Source organism: Cupriavidus sp. PET2-C1, from assembly GCF_054515855.1.
This window is the reverse complement of sequence record NZ_CM137259.1, coordinates 3,762,394-3,774,608: the sequence shown is the minus strand read 5'-3', so window position 1 is coordinate 3,774,608 and position 12,215 is coordinate 3,762,394. Positions and strand designations below refer to the sequence as shown.

The 12,215-nt window shown below is 68.7% G+C and carries 12 protein-coding genes; 10 read left to right on the top strand and 2 right to left on the bottom strand.

The features are described from left to right. Positions 1-3: 3 nt before the first annotated feature. The 5 genes from ACX12D_RS17015 to ACX12D_RS16995 all read left to right on the top strand — a co-directional run bounded on the left by ACX12D_RS17015 (position 4) and on the right by ACX12D_RS16995 (position 4,122). Positions 4-768: a transglycosylase SLT domain-containing protein gene (locus ACX12D_RS17015; RefSeq protein WP_459372041.1), complete on the top strand. Its 765-nt coding sequence runs from the start codon at positions 4-6 to the stop codon at positions 766-768. Beyond that, entirely contained in the window at positions 765-1,736 is a 972-nt protein-coding gene (locus ACX12D_RS17010; protein ID WP_459372040.1) for a 2OG-Fe(II) oxygenase, read from the top strand. Before ACX12D_RS17015 ends, ACX12D_RS17010 begins: the two co-directional genes overlap by 4 nt. Continuing rightward, positions 1,736-2,575 (top strand): helix-turn-helix domain-containing protein, encoded by an 840-nt coding sequence (locus ACX12D_RS17005; RefSeq protein WP_459372039.1) that lies wholly within the window; start codon positions 1,736-1,738, stop codon positions 2,573-2,575. The genes ACX12D_RS17010 and ACX12D_RS17005 overlap by 1 nt, the downstream gene beginning before the upstream one ends. 85 nt (positions 2,576-2,660) lie before the next feature. Next, positions 2,661-3,356, top strand: a complete 696-nt coding sequence (locus ACX12D_RS17000) for a LysE family translocator (RefSeq protein WP_459372038.1) — start codon at positions 2,661-2,663, stop codon at positions 3,354-3,356. Between the two features lie 145 nt (positions 3,357-3,501). Then, positions 3,502-4,122 carry a LysE family translocator gene (locus ACX12D_RS16995; protein WP_459372037.1) on the top strand — a complete coding sequence of 207 codons (621 nt, stop codon included), beginning with the start codon at positions 3,502-3,504 and terminating at the stop codon, positions 4,120-4,122. 55 nt (positions 4,123-4,177) lie between these two features. On the opposite strand, the gene ACX12D_RS16990 is transcribed toward ACX12D_RS16995, so the two are convergent. Both ACX12D_RS16990 and ffh read right to left on the bottom strand, forming a co-directional pair. Next, positions 4,178-4,720 carry a hypoxanthine-guanine phosphoribosyltransferase gene (locus ACX12D_RS16990; RefSeq protein ID WP_459372036.1) on the bottom strand — a complete coding sequence of 181 codons (543 nt, stop codon included), beginning with the start codon at positions 4,718-4,720 and terminating at the stop codon, positions 4,178-4,180. Positions 4,721-4,798: 78 nt separating this feature from the next. Next, positions 4,799-6,193: a signal recognition particle protein gene (ffh, locus tag ACX12D_RS16985; RefSeq protein ID WP_006162498.1), complete on the bottom strand. Its 1,395-nt coding sequence runs from the start codon at positions 6,191-6,193 to the stop codon at positions 4,799-4,801. A 103-nt stretch (positions 6,194-6,296) separates the two neighbouring features. On the opposite strand from ffh, the gene ACX12D_RS16980 reads away from it, so the two are divergent. The 5 genes from ACX12D_RS16980 (at position 6,297) to ampD (ending at position 11,991) form a co-directional block, all read left to right on the top strand. After that, entirely contained in the window at positions 6,297-7,232 is a 936-nt protein-coding gene (locus ACX12D_RS16980; RefSeq protein ID WP_441633911.1) for a cytochrome C assembly family protein, read from the top strand. A gap of 7 nt (positions 7,233-7,239) precedes the next feature. Further along, the gene (locus ACX12D_RS16975; RefSeq protein WP_459372035.1) at positions 7,240-7,521 is read left to right on the top strand and encodes a PP0621 family protein; all 282 of its coding nucleotides are present in this window, start codon (positions 7,240-7,242) and stop codon (positions 7,519-7,521) included. Continuing rightward, positions 7,518-9,611, top strand: a complete 2,094-nt coding sequence (locus ACX12D_RS16970; RefSeq protein WP_459372034.1) for a sensor histidine kinase — start codon at positions 7,518-7,520, stop codon at positions 9,609-9,611. Before ACX12D_RS16975 ends, ACX12D_RS16970 begins: the two co-directional genes overlap by 4 nt. A 111-nt stretch (positions 9,612-9,722) precedes the next feature. Then, entirely contained in the window at positions 9,723-11,378 is a 1,656-nt protein-coding gene (locus ACX12D_RS16965) for a sigma-54-dependent transcriptional regulator (protein WP_459372033.1), read from the top strand. Next, complete coding sequence (ampD, locus tag ACX12D_RS16960; protein ID WP_459372032.1) at positions 11,371-11,991, top strand: 1,6-anhydro-N-acetylmuramyl-L-alanine amidase AmpD; 621 nt, start codon at positions 11,371-11,373, stop codon at positions 11,989-11,991. Before ACX12D_RS16965 ends, ampD begins: the two co-directional genes overlap by 8 nt. Positions 11,992-12,215: the final 224 nt, after the last annotated feature.

Here is a 12,215-nt window from a genome sequence, read left to right as displayed (position 1 = left end):
GCCATGCGTCTCCTGGACCCGCTGCGTCTGCCGGGCCTGTTCCCGGGCCGCCTTGGCGTGGCGCGGGCCAGTGCCGGCTTGCTGCTGGTGCTCAGCGCCGCCGCCCACGCCGGGGCCCAGAAGGAAGAGGACCTGGCCGACTCGGTGCGCGGCGCGCTGGCCGCGGCCATCGCCGACAGCCGCCCGCTGCGCCCGGCCTTTGCCACTGGCGGCGAGCAGCTGGCCTACCTCAAGTGGCTGGAAGAAATGTCGCACCGGCTCGCGGGGCGCATCCCCGAGCCGCAGGTGCGCATCGAACTGATCGAGACCGCTTACTACGAGGCCAAGCGCGCCGGGCTGGAACCGGCGCTGGTGCTAGGCCTGGTGCAGGTCGAGAGCAATTTCCGCAAATACGCGATCAGCTCGGCCGGTGCCCGCGGGCTGATGCAGGTGATGCCCTTCTGGGTGCGCAGCATCGGCGACAGCGACAGCCGCAAGCTGTTCCACCTGCAGAGCAACCTGCGCTACGGCTGCACCATCCTGCGCTACTACCTGGACCGCGAGCAGGGCGACCTGTTCCTGGCGCTGGGCCGGTATAACGGCAGCCGCGGCCGCCCCGACTATCCCAATGCGGTGCTGGCAGCGTGGAAGCGCTGGCAGTATTCCGAAGCCACGGTCACCGTCGCCGGCGACCCCGAAGCCGGCACGGGCACCCGCAGCCGCGTGGTGCCGCCCGAAGCGCCGGCGCGCAACCCGTTTTCGCCGCAGCGGCTGGCCAATCCATCATGAGCAACACCCGCGCCACCAGCGCCACTGGCGACACCGCCGGCAAGGCGGGCTACACCAGTTCCTCGGCGGACCTGGAGCGCTGGCTGCGGCGCCATATCGGACAGGGCTTTGGCGCCGAGGCGCTGGTGCAGTCGATGTGCCAGTCCGGCTACGAGCAGGCCTTCGCGCAAGCCACCGTGGCCGCGGCGTTGTCCGCCGCGGCACGGGCTGAGGTGCGGGGGGCGCCGCCGGACAACGCCGCGGAGATGGCCGCGGAGCTGGGCATCGGCAAGCCGGCCGGGCGCGCAGGGGACCAGGCTGGTGGCCGTGACCAGACTGGCGCGCAAGGCAGGCGCAACGCAGCGCATTTTGCCGGCCGCGAGATTCCCATCTTGTTCACGCTCGCGGCACCGCGCGTGACCCTGTACCAGCAACTCCTGACCGATGCCGAGTGCGACGCCCTGGTGGAGCTGGCGCGCGGCCGCCTGGTGCGCTCACCCGTGATCAACCCCGACACCGGCGACGAGAACCTGATCGAGGCGCGCACCAGCCTGGGCGCGATGTTCCAGGTCGGCGAGCATGCGCTGATCGAGCGCATCGAGGACTGCATCGCCGCCGTGACCGGGATTGCCGCGGACCGCGGTGAAGGCCTGCAGATCCTCAACTACAAGCCTGGCGGCGAGTACCAGCCGCACTACGATTTCTTTAACCCGCAGCGCCCCGGCGAGGCGCGCCAGCTCAAGGTCGGCGGGCAACGCGTCGCCACCTTGGTGATCTACCTGAACAGCCCGCCGGCGGGTGGCGCCACGGCCTTCCCCAGGCTTGGCCTGGAGGTGGCGCCGGTCAAGGGCAACGCGGTCTATTTCAGCTATCGCAAGTCCGACGGCGCGCTGGACGAGCGCACCCTGCATGCGGGCCTGCCCGTTGCAGCGGGCGAGAAATGGATCGCCACCAAGTGGCTGCGCGAACGTCCGTACCGGACCGACTGATGCGCGCCGGCAACACCGCAGGGCAGGCACGCTACTGGTTCGATCCCGCCATGCCGTACGTCGAGAGCCGCTGCGCCAGCGACAGCGGCGCGGCCTACCTGCCGCATACCCATCCCACCTTGTCGATTGGCGCTGTCGATGGCGGCCACAGCCTGTTTGGCACCGAGACCGAGTCGGTACGGCTGGCGCCCGGCGACGTGGTGGTGATCCCGGCCGGGCAGGTGCACGCCTGCAATCCGGAGCCCGACGCGCGCTGGAGCTACCAGATGCTGCACCTGGACCCGGCATGGGTGGGCACGGTGCTGGAGGCGCGTGGCGTGGCGGTGTTGCCCGCGGCGCTGGCGCGGGTGCGCGTCACCAGCGCGCCAGATACCTATGCCGGCCTGTGCCGGCTGAACGATGTGCTGTTCTCCGCAGCCCCGCAGGCCACCAAGGAAGCGGCGCTAGGCGGCTTCGTGGCCGCGCTGCTCGGCGGTGCCGACCAGCGCCAGGCGGTGCGCGCGCCGCGCCAGCCAGTCACGCCGGAGGCGCGGCTAGCCGGCCTGGTCGCGCTCCTGCATGCGCATCACGCGGAGCCACTGCCGCTGGCGGAACTGGCGCGCGGCGCCGGCATGAGCCGCTACCAGTTGATCCGCGCCTTCCGGGCCGACCTCGGCATGACCCCGCATGCCTACCAGCTGGATCTGCGCATCAACCACGCGCGCCAGCTGCTGCGCGCGGGCGGGGCGCCGGCGGAGATCGCCCAGGCGCTGGGCTTTTCCGACCAAAGCCACTTCCAGCGCGCCTTCAAGCAGCGCGTGGCGTTGACGCCGCGCAGTTATCAGCGGCGCAGCGGCTGAGCCGCCGCGCGCAATTTTCTCCAATACTAGCCACCCCCTCGCGGCCCAGACTTCGTGCTTCATCCGAAGACACGAAAGGACTGGCGTGGATTTCCCTGTTGATTCCGGCCTCGGCCAATTTGCCATGGTGGCGGGCGCGCATTTTCTTGCCCTGCTCAGCCCGGGCCCCGACTTTTTCCTGGTAGTGCGCAGCGCGCTGGTACATGGCGTGGGCCGCGCCAGCGCCGTCTGCCTGGGCATCGCGCTGGGAAACGGCGTGTTCATCGGGCTGGCCATCACCGGGCTGGCTGCTACCCGCGCCAGCCAAGGCGTGTTCATGCTGCTGCAGTGGGCGGGTTGCCTGTACCTGGCGTGGCTGGGCTGGCGGCTGCTGCGTGCCAGCGGCGAGACGACGCTGCCCGGCGCCGATGGTGCAGATGGCGCAGATGGGGCAAACGGCACAGGTAGCCAGCAAGTGCAGGGCACCGGCCGCTCGGCGTACGCGGCGCAACTGGTGACGGGCTTCCTGTCTGCCGTGCTCAATCCCAAGAATGCATTGTTCTACGCCAGCCTGTTCTCGGTGCTGGCCGGCACCCGCACGCCGCTGGCAGCACAGCTGGGCTACGGCGCCTGGATGTTTGCCATGGTGTTCGCCTGGGACATGCTGGTGGCCTGGGGCGTGCGCCATCCGCTGGTACGCACGCGTTTTGCCCGCTCGGTTCGCGGCGTGGAGCGGGCTACCGGTGTGGTGCTGTGGGGCATCGCGCTGGTGGTGGCGGCGAACGCGCTCAATGCGACATAAGGCGGCATAAGGCGGCATGACGCGGCATGATGCGGCTGCTACTCGCCAAGCCGTATCGCCAGTTTTCTGGTCAACTGTACCGGTACTGTACAGTTCTGCATGGCTAGACTAGCTCCATTCCTTTTCGTATTCGATGGAGCCAGTCATGGCAGTGCCCGAGCTTGTTGCCGGATCCGGCGTGTTTGCCGCGTTCTGCGCGTTTGCCCTCGTGTCGTCGATCACCCCGGGGCCCAACAACACCATGGTGCTGGCTTCGGGCGTGAATTTCGGCTTTGCCCGCACCGTGCCCCATGTGCTGGGCATCAGCATCGGCTTCGGCCTGATGGTGGCGGTGGTCGGCCTCGGGCTGGGCTCGCTGTTCGCGGTGTTTCCGTGGACCTGGCAGGCGCTGCGCGTGGTGGCGGTGGTCTATCTCACCTGGCTGGCGTGGAAGCTGGCGACCGCTGGCGGCATCCAGGACCAGGAGGTGGGCAAGCCCATGGGCTTCCTGGCGGCCGCCGCGTTCCAGTGGGTCAATCCCAAGGCTTGGGTGATGGCGGTGGGCGCGTGCAGTACCTACGTGCTGCACGGCAATGTCTGGCTCAATGTGTTGCTGCTGTCCGGCCTGTTCGCCGTGATCAACCTGCCCAGCGTGGCGATGTGGGCCGTGTTCGGCTCGGCCATGCGGCGCTGGCTGGCGCAGCCCCGGGTGCTGCGCCTGTTCAACGTGGCGATGGCGCTGTTGCTGCTGGCCTCGCTGTGGCCGATCGTCAGCGCCAGGCCGTAACGCGCAGACCGGGCGCGAGGCCTGGGCGCAAGGCCATACAAGGCCTTACAAGGCCTTAGCGCAAGGCCCGGATGGCGGGCAGGTTGCGCCAGTAGCCATGGGCGTCCATGCCGCAGCCGAAGACATAGCGCTCGGGCACGGTGAAGCCGCAGAAGTCCGGGTGCATGGGTTTTGCCTTTTGCAGCACTTTTTCGCACAGCACGGCGGCGTAGACATTGGTCGCGCCCATGTCCATGATGCGCTCGCGGATGGCCGCCATGGTCTCGCCTTCGTCCAGGATGTCATCCAGTACCAGCACCGTGCGGCCCTTGACCGATTCGCGCGGCGCCACGCGCCATTGCATCTCGCCGCCAACCGTCTTGTTGTTGTAGCGCGAGAGGTGGATGTAGTCGAACTCCAGCGGGAACGCCAGCTTGGGCAGCAGCATGCCGGTGAAGACGACTGCGCCGCCCATCACCGACAGCACCAGCGGGAACGTATCGCCCATCTTTTCCGTGATCTCGCCCGCCATGCGGTCCAGCGACGCCTGGACGGCCTCGGCGCTGACGATTTCCTCGGAGTTGGCCCACAGTTCGCGGGCCTGTTCGGCGGTCATCATGATGTGGATCCTGTCTCAGTCTTTGTCTTTTGCGGGTGACGCGGCGCCCGGGGAGCGGGCACCGCCGTGCCAGACGGCCTAGCGGTTGAAGAGTCCCTTCATGCCGCCCTTCATCGCGCCCATCGAGCGCATCATTTTCATCATGCCGCCGCCCTTGAGCTTCTTCATCATGCTCTGCATCTGGTCGAACTGGTTGAGCAGGCGGTTGACTTCCTGCACCGGCACGCCGGCGCCGGTGGCGATGCGGCGCTTGCGGCTGGCCTTGATCAGGTCGGGCTTGGCGCGCTCGGCGGCCGTCATGCTGTTGATGATGCCTTCCATGCGGCGCACCTGCTTCTCGGCCACGTCCATATTGGCGCCCTGCGCCTGCTGGGCGAACTGCGCCGGCAGCTTGTCGACCAGGCTGCCCAGGCCGCCCATCTTCTTCATCTGGCCGATCTGCGCCTTGAAGTCTTCCAGGTCGAAGTCGCCCGTCTTCTTGATCTTCTTGGCCAGCTTCTCGGCCGCTTCCATGTCCACGCCGCGCTGGGCTTCCTCGACCAGCGCGAGGATGTCGCCCATGCCCAGGATCCGCTGGGCCATGCGATCGGGGTAGAAGGGCTCGAGGCCGTCCAGCTTTTCGCCAACACCGACGAACTTGATCGGGCGGCCGGTGATGTGGCGCACCGACAGCGCGGCACCGCCGCGCGCATCGCCGTCCAGCTTGGTCAGCACCACGCCGGTCAGGGGCAGGGCGTCATTGAAGGCGCGCGCGGTGTTGACCGCGTCCTGGCCCAGCATGGCGTCGACCACGAACAGGGTTTCGACCGGCTTGATCTCGGCGTGCAGCGCGGCGATTTCCTGCATCATGGCTTCGTCGATACCCAGGCGGCCAGCCGTGTCGACAATCAGCACATCGTGATAATGCTTGCGGGCCCAGTCCACCGCGGCGCGCGCGATGTCCACCGGTTTCTGGTCAGGCTCGGAGGGGAAGAAATCGGCGCCGACCTGCTCGGATACGGTCTTGAGCTGGGCGATAGCGGCGGGGCGGTAGACGTCGCACGAGACCGTCAGCACCTTTTTCTTCTTGTTTTCTTTCAGCCACTTGGCCAGCTTGCCGACGGTGGTGGTCTTGCCGGCGCCCTGCAGGCCGGCCATCAGGATGATCGCGGGCGGCTGCACCGCCAGGTTCAGCTCGCCGCTCTTGTTGTCGGCGGACAGGCTTTCCTCGCCGCCGATGACGGCGGTCAGCTCGCGCTGCACCACGCCCACCAGCGCCTGGCCCGGCGTCAGGCTGGACACCACGTCCTCGCCCAGTGCCTTTTCCTTCACGCGGGCGATGAATTCCCGCACCACCGGCAAGGCGACGTCGGCCTCCAGCATGGCCAGGCGCACTTCGCGCAGCATTTCGGCGGTATTGGCTTCGGTCAGGCGAGCCTCGCCGCGCATGGTCTTGACGACCCGCGCCAGGCGTTGAGTGAGATTGTCCAGCATGGCAGAAGTCCGGGGGATAGAGCTTGATCGAGGCTTGAGGCTGGCTCTTGGCCCGGCTCAAGCGGGGCGCCACCGGGACGGGGCGCTAAGGTAAACTGTGCAAATGGCCATTGTACTGTATGCCTTGACGGCACTTCTCTATTGCGGCCTGGCCTATCACGGCTGGGCGACGCGCAACCCGCAGCTATCGGCTGCCGGCACCGGCGGTGCCATTGGGGGCGCGGCGACCACCGCGTTGCTGCACGGCGGCGGCGGTGGGGCCGGCGGGCGCGGCGAGGGCCGCCCGGCCTGGTGGCACGCGCTGATGCTGGCCGCGGTGGCCAGCCACGGCCTGCTGCTGCACGAGACCATCTTCCCGGCCGACCGCATGGTGTTCGGCTTTGCCTTTGCGCTGTCGGCCATGCTTTGGCTGGGCGTGGGCATCTACTGGATCGAGAGCTTCTTCTTCTCGCTGGCCGGCCTCGGGCTGATCGTGGTCCCGGTGGCGATGCTCGCGAGCCTGATGCCGCTGGCGTTTCCCGGCGCGCAGATCCTGGGCTATGCGGCACGGCCGCTGTTCAAGCTGCACTTCATCATTGCCAACGTGGCCTATGGCCTGTTCACGCTGGCGGCCTTCCATGCCTTCCTGATGCTGCTGGCCGAGCGCCGCCTGCATGGCTTCAACCGTTCGCCCCAGGTGGGCAAGACCAGCGAGCCGGCCCAGTGGGTGGGCCGCTGGCTCGACCTACTGCCGCCGCTGCTGACTCTGGAGAAGCTGCTGTTCCGTTTGATTGGCGCCGGCTTCGTGCTGCTGACGCTGACGATCCTGTCGGGCCTGCTGTTCTCCGAGCAACTGTTCGGCCGGGCCTTCCGGCTCGACCACAAGACCGTGTTCGCGCTGCTGTCGTGGGCGATGTTCGCCGGCATCCTGGCCGGGCGCACCTTCTACGGCTGGCGCGGGCGCACCGCGCTGCGCTGGGTGATTGCGTCCTTCGGCATCCTGCTGCTGGCCTATGTTGGCAGCCGCTTCGTCATCGAAGTCATACTGCACCGAATCTGAGGCCGGCATGGCACGCATCTTCCTTGTCCTGGCTGTCGTGCTGGCCTGTTTCTGGTGGCTTCGCCAGCGCGCCGAGGCGCGCCTGCGGGAGGACCGCGCCGCCCGGCACGGTCCCGCGCAAGGCTCGCCGGTGCGCAACCAGCCTGCCCCCCCGCAGGAAGCCATGGTGCAGTGCGCGCGCTGCGGGGTGCACCTGCCGCAGGGCGAAGCGATCGCCTTCCGCGGCTTGCATTACTGCCGGCGTGCCCACCTGCCGGCCGATAGCGATCCGGATAGCCCTGCCGCATGAACGGGCCTGCCTCGTTCTGGTCCCGCCTGAATGCCTGGCGCGCCCTCGCGGCGATGTGGCGGCAGCCCGAGCCTCCTGAATTCCACTGGCGCTTGCTGCGCTATTTCTGCTGGACCCGGCTGGCGGTAGCCGCGCTGCTGCTGGGCTACGCCTGGCTGCCGGCGCAGCGCGCCGAGGCCGAGCGGGCGGCGCAGGCGCTGGCCAGCGGAATGGGCGGCGGGTTCGGCAGCGGCCTGGCCGCGCTGCCGCTGGCCGTGCCCTATGCCGTAGTGGCGCTGGTGATGGTGGTCGCCACGCTCTGGTGGCGCCGCGGCTTTCACCTGCGGGTGCGCTTCCAGGTGCTGGCCGACCTCGCCCTGCTGGGCCTGATTTTTCACGCGCAGGGCCATCGCGGCGAGGGGCTCGCCATGATCTTCCTGCTGCCCGCGCTGCAGGCCGGCGCGCTTACCAGCCTGCTGTTCGCGCTGTTTGCCGCGGCAGCTTCGGCGCTGCTGGTGATGAGCGCCCCCTTTGCGCAGACCTTGCTGTTGCGCCAGGCCGACGCGGGTTTGCTGGGCTCGGGGCTGTATGGGCTGGTCTTCATGATCGCGGCCTCGCTGATGTACCTGCTGGCCAACCGCCAGCTTGCGCAGGAGCGGCTGGCGCTGGCGCGCGAGCAGGAGCTGCGCCTGCAGCAGCTGGTCAACCGCCTGATGGTCAACGACATGCAGGACGGGGTGATGCTGCTGCGTGCCAACGGCGCGGTGGTGGCGGCCAACCCGGCCGCGGTGGTGCTGCTGGGCGTGCAGCCGGCCGAGCGGGGCAAGCCCACGGACACGCCCGCCAATGGGCGCGATGCGCTGTTCGACCTGCGCCAGATCCCCCGCCTGCAGCCGTTGATGGAGATGCTGCGCGACTGGGTGCGCAGCAAGGACGATGCGCCCCGCATCCTGCAATTGCTGCCGCTGCCGTCGCGGCCATCCTCGGGGCGTGGCCCCATCTTGCATACGCGGCTGCGGCTGCGCTTCTTGCTGCCGGGGCTGGCCAGTCTGCGCTCTACCTTCGCGTCCTCGATGTCGGTCTCGCTCAGTGCGCAGAACGCCATGAACACCGGCGCCTGGAACGAGTTGTCGCCCGAGGCGGCGGCCCGGCTGCGCCTAGCCATCGCGCAGAGCGAGGCCATGGCGTGGCGCCCGGAGGACGAGGCCCTGCTGCGCAGCGAGATGCGCGATACGGTGCTGGTCCATATCGAAAGCTGGGAGCGCATCGCCGAGCAGGTGCAACAGGAGAAGCTGGCCGCCATGGGGCGCCTGGTGGCCAGCGTGGCGCACCAGATCCGCAATCCGCTGGCGGCCATCAGCCAGGCCAGCGAGCTGCTGGCCGAAACCAGCCGCCGGGCCGCGCGCCCGGGCGAGGCGGGGCGCGCGGAGGGCGATGTGGATGCGCGGCTGCTGCGCATCATTCACGACAATGTGGGCCGGCTCGACCAGGTGGTCTCGGATGTGCTGCAGATGTCGCGCCGCCCGCGCACCGAGCGCACCACGGTGGACCTGAACCAGGCGCTGCCGGAGATCGTCGGCCGCTGGCGGCTGGAGATGCGCGCCCGCTCCGCCAGCGACGACCCGGTTGGCGCGCGGCGCGTGCCGCGTCCGGCCGAGATCAACGCCAATGCCATCCGGCTCACGGTGGACGTGGCACGCCCGGTCATCTTCGATGCCTCCCAGTTGCAGCAGGTGCTTGGCAACCTGCTCGACAACGCCTGGCGCTATTGCAGCCGCCTGCCCGGGGCGATCCGCCTGCTGGCCCATGCGCTGGACCAGCACCATGCCGAGCTGATCGTCTGGAACGATGGCGTCGAGGTGTCGCGCGAGCACCAGCGCACCTTGTTTGAGCCCTTCTTTACCAGCAACGCCCAGGGCACCGGCCTCGGGCTGTTCATGGCGCGCGAGCTATGCGGCGCCAACGACGCCCAGGTGCGCTACGGCACCATTTCCATCGACGCGCTGCTGGCGCAGACCGGCATGCTGGCGCCCGCCGCACGCGATACACTGCCGGCCAAGGCCTTTGTCCTGACCTTGCGCATCGAAGCGCCGGACAGCGCGGGTGGCTGAGCCGCGCCGGCGTGCCCGGCCACCCGATCAGCACCGCGTTCGGTAGCCGTCCCGGCCCCATTTCGCCACTTCGCCATTTCGTCACTTCGCCAGATCGCCAGACGCAGACCCATGCCCCTCAAGACGCCAGGCCCCGATCCGATTCTCGTCATCGACGACGAGGCCGACCTGCGAGAACTGCTCGATATCTCGATCCGCCGCATGGGCCACGATGTGGTGCTGGCCGGCTCGCTGGCCGAGGCGCGCCAGCAGCTCGCCGCGCGCCGCTATAGCCTGGTACTGACCGACATGCGGCTGGGCGACGGGCTTGGCATCGATATCGTGCGCCAGCTCTCGAGCGCGCCGGAGCGGGTGCCGGTGGCCGTGATCACCGCCTACGGCAGCGCCGACAATGCCGTGGAGGCGCTCAAGGCGGGCGCCTTCGACTACATCGCCAAGCCGGTCTCGCTGGACCAGCTGCGCAGCCTGATCCTGAATGCGCTGGGGCGCCAGCAGCGTGACGGCGCCGAGGGTGCCGAGGGCGGTGACGGCGGCAGCGGGGCGCACGAAACCGTGGACCGCGCCGTCAACCTGCTGCCCGGCCATTCCCCTGCCATGCATGAGGTGCGCCGCTCGCTCTCGCGGCTGGCGCGCAGCATGGCGCCGATCGTCATCAGCGGCGAGTCCGGCAGTGGCAAGGAGCGCGCGGCGCGCGCCATCCACGCGGTCAGCGCGCGCGCAGCGCATCCCTTTATCGCGGTCAATTGCGGCGCCATCCCCGAGACCCTGATGGAATCGGAGTTCTTTGGCCATGTGAAAGGCGCCTTCACCGGGGCCGACGCCGAGCGCGGCGGCTTTTTCCAGGCAGCGAACGGCGGCACGCTGCTGCTCGACGAGGTGGCGGACCTGCCGCTGGCGATGCAGGTCAAGCTGCTGCGCGTGCTGCAGGAGCGGCGCGTGCGCAAGATCGGCGCGAGCCGCGAGGAGAGCGTGGACGTGCGGGTGCTGTGTGCCAGCCACAAGGATCTTTCCGCGATGGTCGCCTCCGGCCAGTTCCGCCAGGACCTGTTCTACCGCCTCAATGTGCTGGCGCTGCGCATGCCCACGCTGCGCGAGCGGCGCGAGGATATCCCGGTGCTGGCCAGCGCCATCCTGGAGCACCTGGCGGTGCGCTATGGCGATCCCCATCCCAAGCGGCTGGCGGCGGCCGCGCTGCAGCGGCTGTCCGACTATCCGTTCCCGGGCAATGTGCGCGAGCTGGAGAACCTGCTCGAGCGCGCCTATGCCTTCGCCGAGGGCAATACCATCGAGGTGGACGACCTGGGCCAGATGGATGCGGGCATGGGCCATACGGCCATGCCACGCCCGCCCGCGCCGCACGCCTACCTGGCTACGACGGCTGCGCCGGCCGCCGCGCCGGCATCGTCCGGCTTGCGGCCCGACACCATGCAGGAGCTTGCGTACGATGCGCGGGCCGAATCCCGGCGCGGCGCGCAGCCCGATCTGTTTGCGCCGCCCGCGGACGCTTGCCGTGCCACCTTCCCGATCGACCTGCCAGGCCGGCTCGAAGCGCTAGAGCGCGACCTGATCCTGCAGGCGCTGCAGCAGACCGGCTTCAACCGGACAGCCGCCGCGCCGCTGCTGGGCTTGAGCTTTCGCCAGCTGCGCTACCGCATCCAGCAGCTTGGCATCCGCGAGGGCCGGGACGACCCGGCCGACGGTGCCGCCGAAACCAGCGAAGCGATGCGCGACGGGCTGCTGGCGGCGGATGGAGATCGCGATGCCTGACCACGACCCGGCCGCCAGGTTGGCGCCAAACTCGTCATTCGTCCCCGACCCGGCAGGCTGGGTGCCCGCGGCGCGGCGCGTGCCGTCGCCTAATTTCGACGCCCGGCCCGCGCACACGCCGGTGGACCTGGTGGTGATCCACAACATCAGCCTGCCACCCGGACAGTTCGGCAGCGGCGATATCGAAGCCTTTTTCCTGAACCGTCTCGACCCGTCCCGCCATCCGTTTTTCGAGACAATCCATCAAGTGCAGGTGTCGGCGCATTTCTTGGTGACGCGAGAGGGCGAGCTGGTCCAGTTCGTGTCTTGCCTGGACCGTGCCTGGCACGCAGGCCAGTCCGAGTTCTTCGGCCGGCCCCGGTGCAACGACTTCTCCATCGGCATTGAGGTCGAAGGCAGCGACGACCAGCCGTTCACGTTGGCCCAATACCACACCACCGCGGCGCTGGTGCATGCCCTGCTAGGCACCTATCCGGTGCGGGCCGTGGCGGGGCACAGCGATATCGCGCCAGGGCGCAAGACGGATCCGGGGCCACATTTCGACTGGGCGGGCTTTGCCGCCGCGGCCGGCGTGGCGCCCGCGCAACTGCCTTACCGCAAAGAACAGCCCTGAGGCAAGGGCAACAAGCCAGGTCTAGGGGGATAGCCGTGATCTGGGGAAAACCCTGATAAAGTCCGCGCCTATCGAAGAGGTCAGGTCAATCAAAAAAATTTCGCGTCATGGTGCGGTAACGAACCGCCGGGCGGATTCCCTTGCGTCTCTTGGGCTAGCGGGTATGGCGCAGCGCCGCATGCTGCGCCAGCACTGGAATTCGCGCCAAAAAAGCGCTTGTCAAG